Raw genomic sequence first — 16,839 nt, 5'->3', positions numbered from 1 at the left:
TTGATCCACTTGATCCACTTTCTTGATCCACTCTTCCTTCCCTCCTTGGAGTCTCCCCACCATGACCGAGCAGAACGAGAAGCAGTCACTGGTCGGGGAGGAGTACGAGGTCGAGGTCGGCCCCGTCGCGCACGGCGGCCACTGCATCGCCCGGACCGCCGAGGGGCGCGTCCTGTTCGTCCGCCACACGCTGCCCGGCGAGAAGGTCATCGCCCGCGTGACGGAGGGCGAGTCCGACTCCCGCTTCCTGCGCGCCGACGCGATCACGGTCCTCACCGCCTCCAAGGACCGCGTGGAAGCCCCCTGCCCGTACGCCGGCCCCGGCAAGTGCGGCGGCTGCGACTGGCAGCACGCCAAGCCGGGCGCCCAGCGCCGGCTCAAGGGCGAGGTCGTCGCCGAGCAGCTGAAGCGGCTCGCCGGGCTCACCCCGGAGGAGGCCGGCTGGGACGGCACCGTCATGCCGGCCGAGGGCGACAAGCTGCCGGCGGGCCAGGTCCCCCAGTGGCGCACCCGGGTCCAGTTCGCCATCGACGAGGACGGCAACGCGGGCCTGCGCAAGCACCGCTCGCACGACGTCGAACTGATCGACCACTGCATGATCGCGGCCCCGGGCGTCACCGAACTGGGCATCGAGAAGCAGGACTGGCCCCAGATGGCCACCGTCGAGGCCATCGCGGCCTCCGGCTCCGGCGACCGCCAGGTCGTCCTCACTCCCCGCCCCGGCGGCCGCCTCCCCCTCGTGGAGCTGGACAAGCCCGTCTCGGTCCTGCGCGTCGAGGAGAAGGACGGCGGGGTCCACCGCGTCCACGGCCGCCCCTTCGTGCGCGAGCGCGCGGACGGCCGTACGTACCGGGTCGGCATGGGCGGCTTCTGGCAGGTCCACCCGCAGGCCGCCGACACCCTGATCAAGGCCGTCATGCAGGGCCTGATGCCGCGCAAGGGCGAGATGGCCCTCGACCTCTACTGCGGCGTCGGCATCTTCGCCGGCGCGCTGGCGGAGCGCCTCGGCGAGACCGGGGCGGTCCTCGGCATCGAGTCGGGCAAGCGCGCGGTGGAGGACGCCCGCCACAACCTGGCCGACTTCCCCCGGGTCCGCATCGAGCAGGGCAAGGTCGACCAGGCCCTCCCCAAGACCGGCATCACCGAGTGCGACCTGGTCGTCCTCGACCCGCCCCGCGCGGGCGCCGGCAAGCAGACCGTCCGCCACATCGCCGGCCTCTCCGCCCGCCGCATCGCCTACGTGGCCTGCGACCCGGCGGCCCTGGCCCGCGACCTCGGCTACTTCAAGGACGCCGGCTACAAGGTCCGCACGCTGCGCGTCTTCGACCTCTTCCCGATGACCCACCACGTGGAATGCGTGGCCATCCTGGAGCCGGTGGCGAAGGGCGCCTGACCTACAGGGTGAGGGGGAGGGTGGTCAGGCCGCGGGTGAGGCGGGTTTGGCGCCAGGTCAGGGATTCCGCGGGGATGGCCAGGCGGGTGTTCGGGAAGCGGGTCAGTAGGGTGCGCAGGGCGATTTCGGCCTCGGCCCGGGCCAGGGGGGCGCCCGGGCAGCGGTGGATGCCGTGGCCGAAGGAGAGGTGGGCGCCGGCGTCGCGGTCGAGGTCCAGGTGGTTCGGGTCGGGGAACGCCGCCGGGTCGCGGTTCGCGGCTCCGGGGGCGATCAGGACCGGGAAGCCCGCCGGGATGTCGATGCCGCCGACGCGCAGGTCCTGCGTGCTGTAGCGGAAGGTGGCCACGCTCACCGGGGAGTCGAAGCGGAGCAGTTCGTCGAGGGCGCCGGGGATCAGGTCCGGGTCCCGGCGCAGGCGGTCGAAGGCCTCCGGGTGCCGGAGCAGGGCCAGGACGGCGTTGCCGATGAAGTGGGTGGTGGTCTCGTGCCCGGCGACCAGGAGGAGGGCTGCCAGGGAGATGGTCTCGTCGAGGGTGAGGCCGTCTTCGTCGCAGTCGTGCAGGAGGGCGTGGAGGGGGCCGTCGCCGGGGGTGGTGCGGGCCGCGTCGATCAGGTGGGTGAGGTAGTCGCCGATGTGGTGTGACGCGGCGTCGATGCGAGCGGTGTCGGTCGCGTCGAAGAGGTCGTGGGAACGGGCGGCGAGGGTGGTGCGGTCGGGTTCAGGGACGCCCAGGAGTTCGCAGACGACGGTGACCGGCAGGGGGACCGCCAGGTCCGCCACCAGGTCGATGTCCGTGCCCGGTCGCCACGTGGTCGTCAGGTCGTCCACGATTCGGGTGATGAACGGGCGTAGTTTTCGGACGCGGCCCGTTGTGAACAGGCGTGTTGCCACCCGGCGCTGGCGGGTGTGCTCGGGTGGGTCGCTCGCCAGCATGTTGCGGGAGATCGCCGGGTGCAGGTCGCGGTTCGAGGGCCGGTCGGCGAAGAAGCGGGCCGTGTCCTTGGACAGGCGGGGGTCGGTGAACGCCTCGCGGGCCTCGGGGTGACCGGTGATCAGGTACGCGTGGTGTCCGCCGGAGCCGGTGGGGATCCGCCGGACCGGGCAGACCTCGCGCAGCCGGTCGTAGGTGGGGTAGGGGTCGGCGAAGAAGCGCGGGTCGCGCAGGGGGTCCTGCCGCGGGGCGGTCACGAGGCCGCGCCCGCGTGCTCGGGTGCCGGGTACCGCGCGTAGGCGTCCGCCACGAGCAGCAGCCACGCGGTCTCCGCCGGGAGGTCGCCCTTGCGGGAGCGGGTGCCGGCGGCGGGCGGGGCCTCGTCGCCGTCGAGGGGGAGTCCGGCGCGCTTCGCGTTGACGGCCGCGGCGATGACCGCCGCCTCCACCGCGGCGTCGCCCTCGGGGGTGTCGGCCGTGCCCCGGCGGGCGGCCTCGGCGGCCGCGGCGTCCCGTACCGATGCTTGACGGTACCGGCGCAGGGCCAGCACGCAGTCGTTGATCTCGATGACCCGGCGGTGGAGGTGGAAGTCGAGGTCGTGGGTGTCGGCCTCGGTGCTGCCCGGGTCGAGCACCACCTCGGGGACCGCCGAGGTGACCTCCCGCCACAGGGGTTCCAGCGCGGTGAACGAGTTCCGTTCCCAGCGACGGCGGCGCAGTTGGCTGAGCGGCCACAGCAGGGCGGGGAGGGTGAGGCCGACGGTGATGAGGAGGACGGCGACGGCGGGCGCGGTCACGCTGAACGCGCAGCGGAAGGGGGTCAGCGGGCTCGAGCACCGGGCGTGGTCGGGCACGAGCCCCAGGCCGAGGCCGATGGAGACCAGGGCGAAGAGCTTGTACGCCGCGTAGACGAGGGCGAAACCGCAGCCGACCGAGGTCGTGCGCAGGCCCCAGCGCTGGCTGCGGCGGGTCGAGCGCTTGGACTGGGCCCAGGTCTGCAGCAGGAAGTCCTTGGCCGTGTACCCCAGGTAGGAGATGTAGATGAGCACGTAGCACGCGTACAACGCCGGGTTGCGGCCCGTGAGTTGCTCGGCGGTGAAGAAGGCGGTCATGCCGGCGACGCAGATCGCGAGGGCGATGACGCGCAGTCGGATCTGTCGGTGGGCCCGCTCGCGGTCCAGATTGAGCTGGAAGAGGAAGGCGAGGACCGAGGTGGCCGCCGTCAGGGTGAAGGTGTTGCTGAGGAGTCGGGCGACGTGGGGGACGACCGATTCGACCGCGCGCTCCACTGCGGGGGAGTAGGACGCGAAGGCGAGGGCGAACGAGGTCAGCAGTGCCGCCATCGCCCAGGTGCCGGTGGGGCGGTGTCCACCGCGCCCTCTCACCCAGTAGACGGCGAAGCACAGCAGCACGACGGCCGTGCCCGTGAAGAGGATGTTGATCATTTCGGGTGGCGTTTCTTCCTGTGCGGCTCGGCGAACAGCGCGTCCCAGCTCTCGGCGCCGCTGGCGGGCCGGCTCGACGGGGACTCGCGTCCCCGGTACATGAGTTGTCGGATCACGCTGGCCATCACCTCGGCCTCGCGTTCGTCCTCACTCGTGTAGCTGGTCCGGCCGGACATGCGCTGGACGAGGGTGGGGTTGAAACCGATCGCGCGGAGGGTGTCCTGGTCCAGTTCCAAGCTGCCGGGGTGGTCGCAGATGATGTGGCTGATCTCGTGCGCGAGGATGTGGTTCTGGTGGAGGGGGGAGGTGGCCTCCTCGTAGAACAACAGGTCGGCGTCCGGGGTCTCCAGGCGGATCCCGCACGGAGCGTCCATGGCGCCCAGTGTGCTCAGGGGGCGCAGGATGATGGGGCGTCCGCGTTGTTCGGCCACGGCGTCGCGGAGGTCGCGGGTGCTGAAGCGGTGCGGGAGCCGAAGCGCCTCGACGCGTGCCTCACACGCGGCGCGAAGCTGCTCAAGGTCCATGTCCTCACTCTGGTGACGCCGGGCGGGGGCGGTCGGCCGGGGCGAACCTCCCCCTGGGGGCCTGGTACGCGCCCCCATGCTGGCATGTTCGCGACTCCGCTTCGAGGGCGGGGTGCCGCCTCGGGGACCGTGTGATCGGCGCCCGGTGCGCGGTTCAGTCGTCCAGGTTGAGGTCCTGCGCGGGGTCGTCGGTGGTGAGCCCCTCGAGTTTCCGGGCCTGTTCGATCACGGTGGACAGCATCTTCAGGCTGTCGACGCTCAGGCCGTTGGCGCGCAGGGCCACCTTGCGGACGTCCTGATCGCGCATGGCGGCGAGGAGGCCGATCTCCGCCTTGGTGCGCGCGGCCGCCGCGTTGTCGACGAAGTAGCCCGCCGGGACGCCGAAGAAGTCGGCCAGGGCCTTGATGGTGTGTCGCGTCGGGTTCCGCTTGGCACCCGTGCGCAGTTGCTGGATGGCGCTCGCCGTCACCCCGCGACCCTCTCCGGTCGCGGCCTTGCGGATTCCCTCGGCGACCTCCGCGTAGGTGTAGGGCCCCCGGGAAGGGGGGTGTACCTCGCGGAAGAGGTGGTCCAGGAGTTGGGCGAAGGTGGGCGACTGGTCATCCTCCACGTACACGGCCTCCTTGGTGCTCCTTGGTGTGATGCCGAGCCTTTGTCCACCACAGTGTTTCTCGAAGCCCAACGGGCCGGCTCCGGCAACACTTTGGTTGACGCCGGACAGTCACTCTGGTGTACGTTACCAACGCTTCTTCGCCACTGAAGTGTCGAGGGGTGGCGGTGCCGGCCGGTCGGGGTCGAGCTTCACGGGGGTGAGCTCGGCCACGGCCCGGCCCGCGGGCACCCTGCGTGGCGATCCTGGGGCCGGCGGCGAAGGGCGCCTGACCCGGGGTCTCATGCGCGGGGCTGGGCCAGGTGTGGGTGGCGGGTGCGCCAGGCCGTGTAGACGGGGCTGGTGGCGCAGGTGGTCAGGTAGCCGGCTGCGACCGTGCGCAGGAGGGCGGCGCTGTGGGGGGTCAGGGGGCCGTCCCGGTGCCAGGCCAGGATGTGGCGGTACCAGAGCGGGTTGTCCGCGAGGGGGCGGACGGCGACGCCGGGGGTTTCCGTGAAGGTGGCCTGGCAGAGGCTGACGGCCAGGCCCGCGCGGACCAGTTCGACCAGCTGGCGACCCTCGGCCTCGTGCGGGGCGGAGGGGCGGCGGCCGGTCAGCGCGCACACCGAGGACCAGTACTCGCGGGTGCGGTCGCCGTCGGGCCGGGGCATCGCCCAGTCGTGATCGGCGAGTTCGGTGAGGGAGACGGCCTCCTGGCCGGCCAGCGGGTGGGCCGCGGGCAGCAGGGCGAAGACGGGTTCGGTGACCAGCGGAGTGAGGACGACCCCGTCGCGCGGGGGAAGCGCCTGCTCGGGGTGGTCGCCGAGGACCGCCGCCTCCAGGCGGCCGGCGGCGAGGTCGTCCAGGAGGGTGACGGGGGAGTAGTGGCACCGGGACGTCACCTCGGCCCGGGGCAGCAACGCCCCGATGGCCAGGATGAGGTGGCCGATGAGGGGAGCACCGACCGATCCGACGCGCACCCGGTCCGGGGATGCCAGGTGGCGGGCCGCGCGGGCGGTGTCGGCGAGGAGCGCGTCGACGCCCGGGAGGACGGCGTGGGCACGGGCCAGCACCAGCTCACCGAAGGCCGTGGGGGTGGCTCCGGCCCGCCGCCGGTCGAAGAGGGCGCCGCCGAGCATCGACTCGATGCGGCGCAACTGCGTGCTGAGGCCCGGCTGGGTCATCGACAGCGCGGCGGCGGCCCGGGTGAGGCTGCCGGCCTCGGCGATCGCGCACACCACCCGCAGGTGCCGTACCTCCAGTTCCATGCCGCGCATGTTAGGAGCGGCGACAGCTTTCGAACAGGAGACGACTCCCGTCAGTCTTATGTGAAATGTCACATGCTCTTCGCCGGGTCCTTGAGACCGATCGTGGCGTAGTCGAGCTGGCCGCCGAAGGACGTGTGGCCGAAGGCGCCGGCGATGTTGGTGCCGACCAGCAGCGGCATGCGCTCGATGACGGCGGGCGCCGTCGGGGCCTTGGCGAGGATCTCCCCGTCCAGCTGCTGCCAGGCCTTGTTGGCCTGCGCCGTGTCCGTCATGGCGGCTATGTCGTCCATCCGCTTCATCGTGGCCTCGTCGCGGAAGAGCGAGTGGTTGCCGGAGTTCCCCTTCTCCTTGATGTAGCGGCCGTCGAAGAGGAAGGGCAGGAAGGTGGAGCCGGAGGGGTAGTCGGGGCACCAGCCGGTGTAGACGAGGTCGGTGCGGTGCTCGGTGTCACCGATGGTGTCGTAGAAGGCCGACGGGTCGACGGCGTCGATCGTGACCTTGATCCCCGCCCGGCCCAGGGACTGCTGGACCGCCTCGGCGACCCCCTTGTCCCCGTTGGAGACGGTGATGGCGGTCGTGAACCCGTCCGGCTTGCCGGCCTCCTCCAGGAGCCGCTTCGCCTTCCCCACGTCACCCGTGGCCGGGATCCCCAGCGTGTCGGGCTGCTTGCCGCCGAAGAGCGAGCCGGGCATGAGTGCCGTGGAGGGTTCGTTGAGCGCCGGGCCGCCCGAGGCGGTCAGCACCGCCTCACGGTCCAGGGCGTACTGCACGGCCTGCCGGACCCTGACGTCGTCGAAGGGGGCGCGGCCGGTGTGCATCTGCACCATCTCGGTGCAGTTGGTGGACTCGGCGAGCAGCCGCGCCCTGACGTCGGCCTTGGTGAGCACCTTGGGGGTGCTCTCGGGGCGCAGCTTGCCCCAGGAGACGGCAGAGGCGTCCCCGCCCTCCGAGGCGATGAGCCGGTCGTCGATCTGGTTGGCCCTCAGCCCCATCACCACGACCAGCTTGTCCGGGTACGCCTTGCGCACGGCGTCCGTCGCCGGGTCCCAGTGGGGGTTGCGGACCAGCACCAGCCGCTTGTCCCGGTCGTACGACTCGATCTTGTAGGGGCCCGAGGAGAACGGGCGGCTGTCGTACTGGGGGCCCTTGTCCTGGGACCTGGGCACCGGGGCGAAGGTGGGCAGGACGGTGGCGTTGGGGAACTCCGCGAAGGGCTTGCGGAGTTCGAAGACGATCGTGTGGTCGTCGGGGGTCTTGACGGAGTCGAGGTGCTGCCCCTGGGCGGGGCCCCGGTAGCCCTCGGCGCCGGCCAGGTAGCGGGCGGCGTAGTCCGGGCCGCCGGGCAGGTCGGGGGAGAAGGACCGCTCCACGTTGTACTTGACGTCCTGGGCGGTGATCGGCGTGCCGTCCTCGTACGTGAGGCCCCTCTTGAGCGTGAAGGTCCACGTCCTGGCGCCGTTGGAGGAGACACCGAGGTCCTCGGCGAGGTCGGGGACCAGCTCTCCGCCCTTCGTGCCCGGCTCCGCCCTGTACGTCACCAGCGTGCGGTAGAGCAGCCGGGTGCCGAATTCCATGTCGCCGATCACCCAGTTGCGGGCCGGGTCGAGGTGCGTGAAGTCCTGGTTGGACAGGACGGTCAGCGTGCCGCCCTTCTGCGGAGTGCCGCCGACGGCGGTCCCCGCGTTGGCGAGCGCGGGGTTCTTCGCGTCTTTGTCCTGCCGACTGCCGCCGGAGTGGCTGCCGTTGGAACAGCCGGCCATGCCGAGTGTGACGGTCGCCGCCAGAGCGGTGGCGAGAGCGTGGAGAGTGCGCTTGTTCATCAGTTTCATCAGTGGTCACTCCGTGAACAGTCGGGCAGCCCGGGGGAGGCTGGAATGTGACCGATAACATAGTTATGTGAAATGGCACTCACAATTGTCGCGCCTCCATAGCGCGGAGTTATGGCCAAGTGAGAGCTCCGCGACCGCCGTTGGCCGCGCGATGCTACGGCGTAATGTCACACGCCACTGTGCGGCCGCAGCCGCGAAAGGGACCCATGAACCCCGCGTACGCGACCGTCGACCACGTCTTCACCGTCCCCCTGGACCACGCGGCCCCGGACGGTCCGACCCTCCAGGTCTTCGCCCGGGAGGTCACCGACCCGCGCCACGCGGGCCGGCAACTGCCCTGGCTGCTCTATCTCCAGGGCGGACCCGGCGGCAAGTCGCCCAGGCCGTCGGCCGGTTCACCCGGCTGGCTGCCCCAGGCCCTCCAGACCCACCGGGTCCTGCTCCTCGACCAGCGCGGCACGGGCCGCTCCACTCCCCTCACCGCCCGGGCGGCCTCCCGCTTCGCCTCGCCGGCCCGGCTGGCCCACCACCTCGGCCACTTCCGCGCCGACTCGATCGTCGCGGACGCCGAACTGATCCGCCGCCGGCTGTGCGGCGACGAGCCCTGGGAAACCCTCGGCCAGAGCTACGGCGGCTTCATCACCCTCACCTACCTGAGCCAGGCCCCCGAAGGTCTGCGGGCCTGCTACGTGACGGGCGGCCTGCCCGGCCTCTCGGCCACCGCCGACGAGGTCTACGCCCGCACCTACCCCCGGGTACGGGACCGCGTCCTCGACTTCTACGCACGCTACCCCGACGACGCCGCCCGGCTCCGCGAGATCGCCCGCCTCCTGGCAGCCACCGATGTGCGCCTGCCCGACGGAGACCGGCTCACCCCCCACCGCCTGCGCACGCTCGGCCTCGTCCTCGGCATGGGCGACGGCTTCGAGCGGATCCACTGGCTCCTCGACGGATCCCTCGACGGGCAAGCGAAGCCGACCGACACGTTCCTGCACCAGGTGATGACGCTGACCGGCTTCACCGACAACCCGCTCTTCGCCGTCATGCAGGAGACCCTGTACGGCCAGGGCGCGGGACCGACGGGCTGGGCGGCCTCCAGGGCCCTGGCGGACCTCCCAGAGTTCGCCGAGGACGCCGACCCCCTCCTGCTCACCGGAGAAATGATCTACCCCTGGATGTTCCGCGAGATCAAGGGCCTGCGCCCCTTCGCCGACGCCGCCGACCTGCTCGCCGAACGCGCCGACTGGCCACCCCTGTACGACCCCCGCCGCCTGGCCGCCAACCGGGTGCCGCTCGCCGCACTCGTCTACCACGACGACATGTACGTGGACGCCGGGCTCTCCCTGCGCACCGTGCGCGAGGTCGGCGCCAGCCGGGTCTGGGTCACCAACGAATGGGAGCACGACGGAGTCTCCGCCTCCGGCGGGCGCGTGCTGTCCCGCCTGATGGACCTGGCCGCGGGGCGCGCGTAGCACCATCCCCGGCTCCCCCGGATCCCCCCAACCTGCCACCGACGGGAGAGACATGACCACCCCCATCCACCACCTGCGGCCGCTCGCCGCGGCCGTCGCCCTGGTCTCCTGCCTGACCGTTCCCACCGCGGCCGCCGCCCCCGGCCCGCCGCCCCCCGCCGCGGGCTGCGCCCTCCCCGGCCGGACCGGCTGGACGGACGAGGGCCACGACACCGACCGGACCCAGTTCCAGCCGGCCACCGGAACCCGTCGCGTCCTGACGCTGTACGTGGACTTCCCCGATGCCCCGGCCACCGACTCCACCGAGCCGTACGCCGCCCACCTCGCCCCGGCCGCCGGGTGGATGGGCCGCGCGAGCCACGGTCGTCTGCGGCTGGACAACACCCCGTTGCACCGCTGGATCCGGATGCCCGCCGACTCGACCTCCTACGGCTTCGCGCGCGGCCTCACCTTCGAGGCCCACGAGAGGTACCTCCGCGACGCGGTCACGGCCGCCGATCCCTACGCGGACTTCTCCCGCTACGACATGGTCTACGTCGTCCCCGCGAGGACGGCGACCGCCATCCCCTTCTCGCCGGCCTACCTGTACGACCCGGCCGCGCCCGGCATCACCGCCGACGGCACCCGGCTCAAATGGGCCGTCACCTTCGGACAGGACATGTGGCGCTGGGGTCACAAGGTCGCCGCCCACGAGACCGCCCACACCTTCGGGCTGCCCGACCTGTACGCGTTCACCGGCGCCACCCACCGGTACGTGGGCGGCTGGGACGTCATGGGCGACATCGCCGGCCACGCCCCGCAGTACCTCGGCTGGCACTCCTGGAAGCTCGGCTGGACCCGCGACGACCAGGTCGCCTGCCTGCCCGCCTCCGGTCGCCGGACGGTACGGCTGACCCCGGTGGAACGGCCCGGCGGAACCAAGATCGCAGTGCTGCGGACCGGTGGGACGACGGCATACGTGGCGGAATCCCGCCGCGCCGAGGGCAACGACGCGGCCGCCTGCTCCACCGGCGTCCTCATTTACAAGGTCGACTCCGCCGCCCGGACCGGCGAGGGCCCGGTGCGCATCATGAACGCGAACCCGGCCGCGACCCCGCCCGCCGGCTGCCGCACCCCGCTGGACCTGGCCGCGTACGCACCAGGGCAGAGCTTCACCGACCCGACGGCCGGCGTGCGCATCGAGGTCCTCGCGGGCGGACAGGCGGGAGACACGGTGCGGCTGAGCAAGGAGTGACCCGGGCCGGGCCGCCCGTCCGCGGGGACGCCTGGGCCGGCCCGCCCGGGAAGGGGCGGGCCGGCCCAGGGGCGGGGTCGGGGGCGGCGGGCGTCGTCGTCGGTGAGGGCCTCATCGCCTCCTTCGCTGGTCCGCGTACGGCTTCTTCGCCGGCTTCTGCGCCGGGTCGCTCACCGGGTGACCGGCTTCCTGGCCGGGTCCGGCAGCGGCGTTCGGGGGGTTTTCGCGGCCGGGCGCTGGAGGAGGCCGAGGGCCGGGCCGGTGATCGCCGTGGTGACCAGGGCCATCACGACCAGGATCGTGAACAGCTGCGGGCCGATGACGCCGAGCTCGTAGCCGATGTTGAGGATGATCAGTTCCGTCAGGCCGCGGCAGTTCATCAGTGCGCCGATCGTCAGGGACGACCGCCAGTCCTGGCCCACGGTGCGGGCGGCCAGGGTCGCGCCGCCCCACTTGCCGATGACGGCCACGGCCAGCACCGCGCCGGCCCACAGCCACTGGGAGGCCTCGGTCAGGCCCGCCAGATCGGTGCGCAGGCCCGTCTGCACGAAGAACAGCGGCAGCAGCACGGGTACGGCGACCGAGCGCATCCGGCTCGCGGCGCGCTCGATCGGCAGCGAGCCGCGCGGCATGACCGTGCCGAGCAGGAACGCCCCGAACACGGTGTGCACGCCGATCCGGTCGGTGGCCAGACCGGCCAGGCAGATGGCGCTGAACAAGGCGACGATCAGCGTGCTCTCGTAGCGTTCGCCGGAGCCGGAGGACCTGGCGCTGCGGGCGGCCCAGCGGGCGAGCAGCGGGCGTACGCCCCAGATCATCGCGGCGGTGAACGCCACCGTGAGCGCGGCGGTGGTCGCCGCGTCGAGGGGTGAGCTGCTGACCGTCAGGGCGACGACCAGCGAGAGCAGGCACCACGCGGTCACGTCGTCGATGGCGGCGCAGGCCAGGGCCAGCGCGCCGGTCGGCGTGGCGTACAGGCCCCGTTCGCCGAGGATGCGGGCCAGCACCGGGAAGGCGGTGATGCTCATGGCCACGGCGATGAAGAGGACGAACGGGAGCCGCCCCACCCCCTCCGGCGCCAGGGATCCGTACATCGCCAGGGCCAGGGCCGCGCCGAGCAGCAGCGGCAGGGCGATGGAGGCCTGGCTGACGGCGACGGCGCCGCGGCGGTTGCCGCGCAGGGAGGCCAGGTCCAGTTCCAGGCCGATCAGGAACATGAAGACGAGCAGCCCCAGCTGGCCGAGGACGCCGGTGAACGGCAGGACCGCCGGCGGCAGCAGCCAGTGCTGCGCCGAGGGCCACAGCCAGCCCAGCAGCGAGGGCCCCAGCATGATGCCGACGCACATCTCGCCGACCACCGGCGGCTGGCCGATCCGCTGGACGAGCGCGCCGCCCGCCCGGCAGGCGAGGATCACCGCGGGCAGCGCGACGAGCAGCAGGGGCAGCGGGTCAGCGGCGGCCATGAGCGGCACCCTCCGCAGCCGGTGGCGGGGCGGATACCGAGGCGGCGGTGGCCGCGGGGACCCGGGCTGATGCCGCCGACCAACTGCCGTACTGGCGCTTGCCGTAGAGCAGCGGCTCGGGGGCGGACTCGGCCATGGTGACCCGTAGCACCTCACCGAAGACCGCCGTGTGGTCGCCGACGGTGACGGTGCGGGCCACGGCACAGTCTGCGATGGCGTGCGAGGCGTCGGTCAGGTGCGGCCCGCCGGCGCCGAGCGGCAGCCGCCACTCGGCCCGCCCGAAGCGGTCGGGCACCGCCGAGGCGAACAGGTCCGAAACGGAACGGCCCTCCTCGTGCAGCAGGTTGAGCGCGAAGCGGCCGCTGCCCAGGGCGGCGTGCAGGGTCGGGCTGCCGTTGCGCAGGCAGACCACGAGGGTGGGGGGAGAGAGCGCGACGCTCGCCAGCGAGCTGCACGTCATACCGCGCGGGGCCCCGTCCGGATCGAGGGCGGTGACCACGGACACCCCGGAGGGGAACGCGGCCATCAGCGGGCGTATGTCGGCTTCTTCGGTCGATGGGGCGGCCGGTGCGGATACCGGTTTCGGCATGGCTGACTCCGTGGGGATCGCTCCGGAAGGGAGCCAGCGGCCCGCGCGCGCCGCGCGGGGCGTACGGGCCGCTGGGGGCGGGGTGAGAAGGGATGCGACGGGGTTCAGGAGGCGCCGTGGAGCTGGCGCAGGTAGTCGTAGGTGCTGGGCAGGCTGTCGAGCAGGTCCTGCTGCTGGCGCTTGACCGTCTGGAAGAGCGGCTGGGCCCCGGCGACGGACTCCGGCTTGTAGGCGAGGGCGGGCAGCGGCTCGTCCGGGACCAGGCCGAGGCCGGCGAAGATGCAGTAGTAGCTGCCGTTGGTCCAGAAGTTGCGGAACTCGGCCTCGAAGTTGCCGTAGTACGTGGACTCGTCGGTCACCGGCGAGTTGATCGGCAGGCCGGCGCGGTACGCGGCGATCTTCTGCTGGATGTTGTCGGGGAGCGTCAGCTCCTTGTTGGCCTGCCAGAACGGCGTGTCGTTGCGCGGCGCGTAGTAGAAGTGCGCCTGGATGAAGTCGCGGGTGTCATCGAACATCAGCTCGATCTCGTTGTTGAACGCACCGCTGAGCGACTCGTTGAAGTCCTTGTTCGGGAAGTGCTTCGCGAGCTGGTAGATGGCCGCGGTGATGAAGTAGATGCCGGTCGACTCCAGCGGCTCCAGGAAGCAGGAGGACAGGCCGATGCTGACCACGTTCTTGACCCAGGCGCGGCGGTTGCGGCCGACCCGGAAGCGGATGTGGTTGAACTTGGTGTTCTCCTGGTCCAGGCCCCAGAGCTCGCTGAACTCCTTGGTGGCCTCGTCCTGGGAGGCGAACTTGCTGGAGTACACGTAGCCGCTGCCGAAGCGGCCGAGCATCGGGATCTTCCAGGCCCAGCCGGAGGACATCGCGATGGCCGAGGTGTACGGCTCGACGCCGTTGGCCTCGTCGTCGTGCGGCACCGCGGTGGCGACGGCCGAGTCGCACAGCAGGTGGTCGCTCATGTCGATGAACGGCTCGGCCATGGCCTCGTTGATCAGCAGGCCGCGGAAGCCGGAGCAGTCGACGAACAGGTCCGCGTCGAGGACCTTGCCGGACTTGGTGTGCAGGGCGGTCACGAAGCCGCGCTCGTCCTGCTCCACGCGCGTCATTTCGTCCTCGACGTGCAGGACGCCCTGCTTCTCGGTGGCGAACTTGCGCAGGAACTTGGCGACGAGCGCCGCGTCGAAGTGCCAGGCGTAGCGGGTGGCGGGCCGGCCGTCCATCCAGCGCGGGGCCAGCTTGGCGTCCATCACGGGGGGCTCGCGGAAGCAGGCGTAGTCGAAGGGCTCGTTCGTCTCGCCCTCGAACTTGCGCTTGTACCAGTAGTGGGAAAGCGGCGTCTGGTCGTAGTCGGGGAGCAGGCCGAACGGGTGGTAGAAGTGGTCCGGGCCGCCGTCCTCCAGCTCGCGGGCCCCGGCCTCACCCTGGCCGCCGGTGCGCCAGTTGACGAAGCGGACCGCCATCTTGAAGCTGGCGTTGCACTCGCGCATCCACTCGTCCTCGTTGATCCCGAGGTAGTCGAAGAGCACGCGCTGGAGATTGGGTACGGTCGCCTCGCCCACGCCGATGCGGGGGATGGTCGGCGCCTCCAGGACCGTGATCTCCACGGTGTTCTGCAGCGCCTTGCCGAGGTAGGCAGCCGTCATCCAGCCCGCCGTGCCTCCACCGAGGATGACGACTTTCTGGATGCGGTTGTCGGTGCCGGTCATGTACGGCTCTTTTCTTCGGGTGAGAGCGGAAACGCGGACTGGTGTGGGCTCCGCGCCGTGCCCGTGCCGGGGGCAGGCGGAGCAACCGATGGACGCCACACTCGCCAGCCCGGCTATGCCGCCTCTATGAGCGGGACCCCCGGGGTGTATGGAGGGGATATAGCGGCCCCGGCGAATCTGTACGGGCTGAAGATCCGTTCAGCGACGGGCCGAGTCAGCCGACCTCCCGGAACCCGCAGCAGAGGATGGCTACATCACATGCCGTACGACGAAGGGAAGACCGCGACAGTCGAGCGCCTCGGCCCCGCCCCGGGGGTGAAGGGCATCCTCTCGACCGTGGGCGGCACTCCGCTGATCGAGCTGGAGCGCCTCGTGCCGGGGTTCACCTCGCGCGTCTACGCGAAGGCCGAACGCTTCAACCCCGGTGGCAGCATCAAGGACCGCTCCGCGCTCGGCATGGTGCTCGGGCGGATCCGTTCGGGCGACCTCGTGCCGGGCCGGTCCACGGTCGTGGAGTCCAGCTCGGGCAACCTCGCCATCGGACTCGCCCAGATCTGCGGGTACTTCGGGCTCCGGCTCATCTGTGTGGTCGATGCCCGCACCACCGAACAGAACATCGCGATCCTGCGCGCCTACGGAGCCGAGGTCGAGGTGGTGACCCAGCCCGACCCCAGGACCGGAGAGCTGCTGCCGCAAAGGCTGCGGCGGGTCAGGGAACTGCTGGACCGCATCCCCCACGCCTACTGCCCCGACCAGTACTCCAACCCGCTCAACACCCTCGCCCACGAGACGACCATGCGGGAGATCGCCGAGGCGCTGAACGGCGAGGTCGACCACCTGGTCCTCACCGTGGGCACCACCGGCACGCTCAGCGGCTGCGCCGAGTACATCCGCAAGGCCGGCCTGCGCACCACCATCCACGCCGTGGACGCGGTCGGCAGCCGGCTCTTCGAATCGCCGGTCTCCTGCTCCCGGCTGATCCCCGGCCACGGGGCCTCCGTGGTCCCCGCCCTGCTCGACCGGTCCGACGCCGACGACGTACTGCACGTCACGGACATGGAGTGCGTGGTGGGCTGCCGCCGGCTGGTGCGCCGCGAGGCCATCCTGGCGGGCGGCTCCTCGGGCGCCGTGGTCTCCGCCCTGGAGCGGCTGGCGCCGGCCATCCGGCCCGGCTCCAACGTGGTGCTCGTCCTGCCCGACGGCGGCGACCGCTACCTCGACACCATCTACGACGACACCTGGGTGCGCGCCAACTTCGGCGAGATCTTCCACCTCTGGAAGGAGCCGGAACGCGGCCCCGGTGCGCCCCGGCACGCCGGCCCGTGGACTCCGCGGCTGTCGGACGACCTTGTGAAGAACACGAAGAAGGAGACGGTCCTGTGCTGATCATCGGCCACCGCGAGGTGCGTGACATCCTCAAGGGACGCGAGCGGGAGATCATCTCGCTCGTCGCGGACGCCTACCGACTGCACGACGAGGGCCGTTCGGCGCTGCCGCACTCCGTCTTCCTGCGCTTCCCCGGCGACGACCGCAACCGCATCATCGGCCTGCCCGGCCACCTGGGCGGCCGGGAGCCCGTCTCCGGGATGAAGTGGATCGCGAGCTTCCCCGGCAACGTGGCCCAGGGCAAGGAGCGGGCCAGCGCCAGCATCGTGCTCAACTCCATGGTGGACGGCACCCCCGAGGCCTTCATCGAGGCCTCGCTGGTCTCCGCCAAGCGCACCGCCGCCTCCGCCGCCGTCGCCGCCGGGCTGCTGACCACCGAGCGGGAGCCCTCCGGCATCTCCCTGATCGGCCTCGGGCCCATCAACCTGGAGGTGCTGCGCTTCACCAAGGCCCAGCTGCCCTCGCTGCTGGAGGTCACCCTCTTCGACCTGGACGCCGAGCGGGCCCACGCCTTCGCGGCCAAGGTCCGTAAGATCATCCCCGGCGCGGCCGTGCACTACGCGGCGAGCGCCGAGGAGGCCGTCGCCGCACACCGCCTGGTCTCCCTCGCCACCACCGCGGGCACCCCCCACCTGGACCTCCACGCGGCCGCGCCCGGCACCACCGTGCTGCACGTCTCGCTGCGCGACCTCACCGCCGAGTCGATCCTCGGCGCCCAGAACGTCGTCGACGACGCGGACCACGTCTGCCGCGAGCGCACCTCGCTGCACCTCGCCGAACAGGCCACCGGAGGAAGGGAGTTCGTCGACGTCACGATCGGCGGCCTGCTGCGCGACCCGGAGTCCTTCCGGCGCGACCCCGACCGCGTCACCGTCTTCTCGCCCTTCGGTCTCGGCATCCTCGACCTCGCGCTCGCCCAGTGGGTGAAGCAGCAGGCCGAGGAGTTCTCGATCGGGACGAAGGTGGACGACTTCCTGCCACTCGGTGCCGCGCCCCGGGCGGCGTGA

At 71.6% G+C, this 16,839-nt stretch carries 14 protein-coding genes; 5 read left to right on the top strand and 9 right to left on the bottom strand.

All coding sequences use genetic code 11. The features are described from left to right. The first annotated feature begins 61 nt into the window (after window positions 1–61). Entirely contained in the window at window positions 62–1,393 is a 1,332-nt protein-coding gene (locus OOK34_RS02410; protein WP_267032208.1) for a class I SAM-dependent RNA methyltransferase, read from the top strand. A gap of 1 nt (window position 1,394) precedes the next feature. On the opposite strand, the gene OOK34_RS02405 is transcribed toward OOK34_RS02410, so the two are convergent. The 6 genes from OOK34_RS02405 to OOK34_RS02380 all read right to left on the bottom strand — a co-directional run bounded on the left by OOK34_RS02405 (window position 1,395) and on the right by OOK34_RS02380 (window position 7,970). After that, window positions 1,395–2,582 (bottom strand): cytochrome P450, encoded by a 1,188-nt coding sequence (locus OOK34_RS02405; protein ID WP_267032207.1) that lies wholly within the window; start codon window positions 2,580–2,582, stop codon window positions 1,395–1,397. Continuing rightward, on the bottom strand, window positions 2,579–3,769 hold the full coding sequence (locus tag OOK34_RS02400) for an MAB_1171c family putative transporter (protein WP_267032206.1): 1,191 nt from the start codon (window positions 3,767–3,769) through the stop codon (window positions 2,579–2,581). The genes OOK34_RS02405 and OOK34_RS02400 overlap by 4 nt, the downstream gene beginning before the upstream one ends. Continuing rightward, on the bottom strand, window positions 3,766–4,293 hold the full coding sequence (locus tag OOK34_RS02395) for a regulator component (protein ID WP_267032205.1): 528 nt from the start codon (window positions 4,291–4,293) through the stop codon (window positions 3,766–3,768). The genes OOK34_RS02400 and OOK34_RS02395 overlap by 4 nt, the downstream gene beginning before the upstream one ends. A 154-nt stretch (window positions 4,294–4,447) precedes the next feature. Next, complete coding sequence (locus tag OOK34_RS02390; protein ID WP_267032204.1) at window positions 4,448–4,903, bottom strand: helix-turn-helix transcriptional regulator; 456 nt, start codon at window positions 4,901–4,903, stop codon at window positions 4,448–4,450. A 281-nt stretch (window positions 4,904–5,184) separates the two neighbouring features. Then, window positions 5,185–6,150, bottom strand: coding sequence for a LysR family transcriptional regulator (locus OOK34_RS02385; RefSeq protein ID WP_267032203.1), 966 nt, complete (start codon window positions 6,148–6,150; stop codon window positions 5,185–5,187). Window positions 6,151–6,218: 68 nt separating this feature from the next. Continuing rightward, on the bottom strand, window positions 6,219–7,970 hold the full coding sequence (locus tag OOK34_RS02380) for an ABC transporter substrate-binding protein (RefSeq protein WP_267032202.1): 1,752 nt from the start codon (window positions 7,968–7,970) through the stop codon (window positions 6,219–6,221). 215 nt (window positions 7,971–8,185) lie between these two features. Between OOK34_RS02380 and OOK34_RS02375 the strand changes: the two genes are divergently transcribed. Further along, on the top strand, window positions 8,186–9,451 hold the full coding sequence (locus OOK34_RS02375) for an alpha/beta fold hydrolase (protein ID WP_267032201.1): 1,266 nt from the start codon (window positions 8,186–8,188) through the stop codon (window positions 9,449–9,451). Between the two features lie 52 nt (window positions 9,452–9,503). Continuing rightward, window positions 9,504–10,685 (top strand): M6 family metalloprotease domain-containing protein, encoded by a 1,182-nt coding sequence (locus OOK34_RS02370; RefSeq protein ID WP_267032200.1) that lies wholly within the window; start codon window positions 9,504–9,506, stop codon window positions 10,683–10,685. 170 nt (window positions 10,686–10,855) lie between these two features. On the opposite strand, the gene OOK34_RS02365 is transcribed toward OOK34_RS02370, so the two are convergent. From OOK34_RS02365 to OOK34_RS02355, 3 genes are all read right to left on the bottom strand, one after another. Then, on the bottom strand, window positions 10,856–12,148 hold the full coding sequence (locus OOK34_RS02365) for a cation:proton antiporter (RefSeq protein WP_267032199.1): 1,293 nt from the start codon (window positions 12,146–12,148) through the stop codon (window positions 10,856–10,858). Next, a complete protein-coding gene (locus tag OOK34_RS02360) occupies window positions 12,135–12,737 on the bottom strand; it encodes a flavin reductase family protein (RefSeq protein WP_267032198.1) in 603 nt (200 codons plus the stop codon). The genes OOK34_RS02365 and OOK34_RS02360 overlap by 14 nt, the downstream gene beginning before the upstream one ends. 104 nt (window positions 12,738–12,841) lie before the next feature. Next, window positions 12,842–14,446: a tryptophan halogenase family protein gene (locus tag OOK34_RS02355; protein ID WP_267032197.1), complete on the bottom strand. Its 1,605-nt coding sequence runs from the start codon at window positions 14,444–14,446 to the stop codon at window positions 12,842–12,844. Between the two features lie 258 nt (window positions 14,447–14,704). Between OOK34_RS02355 and sbnA the strand changes: the two genes are divergently transcribed. Both sbnA and sbnB read left to right on the top strand, forming a co-directional pair. Continuing rightward, on the top strand, window positions 14,705–15,832 hold the full coding sequence (sbnA, locus tag OOK34_RS02350) for a 2,3-diaminopropionate biosynthesis protein SbnA (protein ID WP_267032196.1): 1,128 nt from the start codon (window positions 14,705–14,707) through the stop codon (window positions 15,830–15,832). After that, window positions 15,826–16,839 carry a 2,3-diaminopropionate biosynthesis protein SbnB gene (gene sbnB / locus OOK34_RS02345; protein ID WP_267032195.1) on the top strand — a complete coding sequence of 338 codons (1,014 nt, stop codon included), beginning with the start codon at window positions 15,826–15,828 and terminating at the stop codon, window positions 16,837–16,839. Before sbnA ends, sbnB begins: the two co-directional genes overlap by 7 nt.

This window comes from Streptomyces sp. NBC_00091 (assembly GCF_026343185.1).
GTDB lineage: Bacteria > Actinomycetota > Actinomycetes > Streptomycetales > Streptomycetaceae > Streptomyces.
The sequence above is the reverse complement of the archived record's forward strand: the minus strand, read 5'-3'. Positions and strand labels throughout refer to the sequence as shown.

What these genes read in the sequence shown, in the direction of transcription:
- OOK34_RS02370 (WP_267032200.1), top strand. Translation starts at nt 9,504, where the DNA reads ATGACCACCCCCATCCACCACCTGCGGCCGCTCGCCGCGGCCGTCGCC.
- OOK34_RS02365 (WP_267032199.1), bottom strand. Translation starts at nt 12,148, where the DNA reads ATGGCCGCCGCTGACCCGCTGCCCCTGCTGCTCGTCGCGCTGCCCGCG.
- OOK34_RS02375 (WP_267032201.1), top strand. Translation starts at nt 8,186, where the DNA reads ATGAACCCCGCGTACGCGACCGTCGACCACGTCTTCACCGTCCCCCTG.
- OOK34_RS02355 (WP_267032197.1), bottom strand. Translation starts at nt 14,446, where the DNA reads ATGACCGGCACCGACAACCGCATCCAGAAAGTCGTCATCCTCGGTGGA.
- OOK34_RS02410 (WP_267032208.1), top strand. Translation starts at nt 62, where the DNA reads ATGACCGAGCAGAACGAGAAGCAGTCACTGGTCGGGGAGGAGTACGAG.
- OOK34_RS02395 (WP_267032205.1), bottom strand. Translation starts at nt 4,293, where the DNA reads ATGGACCTTGAGCAGCTTCGCGCCGCGTGTGAGGCACGCGTCGAGGCG.
- OOK34_RS02385 (WP_267032203.1), bottom strand. Translation starts at nt 6,150, where the DNA reads ATGGAACTGGAGGTACGGCACCTGCGGGTGGTGTGCGCGATCGCCGAG.
- OOK34_RS02380 (WP_267032202.1), bottom strand. Translation starts at nt 7,970, where the DNA reads ATGAACAAGCGCACTCTCCACGCTCTCGCCACCGCTCTGGCGGCGACC.
- OOK34_RS02360 (WP_267032198.1), bottom strand. Translation starts at nt 12,737, where the DNA reads ATGCCGAAACCGGTATCCGCACCGGCCGCCCCATCGACCGAAGAAGCC.
- sbnA (WP_267032196.1), top strand. Translation starts at nt 14,705, where the DNA reads ATGCCGTACGACGAAGGGAAGACCGCGACAGTCGAGCGCCTCGGCCCC.
- OOK34_RS02400 (WP_267032206.1), bottom strand. Translation starts at nt 3,769, where the DNA reads ATGATCAACATCCTCTTCACGGGCACGGCCGTCGTGCTGCTGTGCTTC.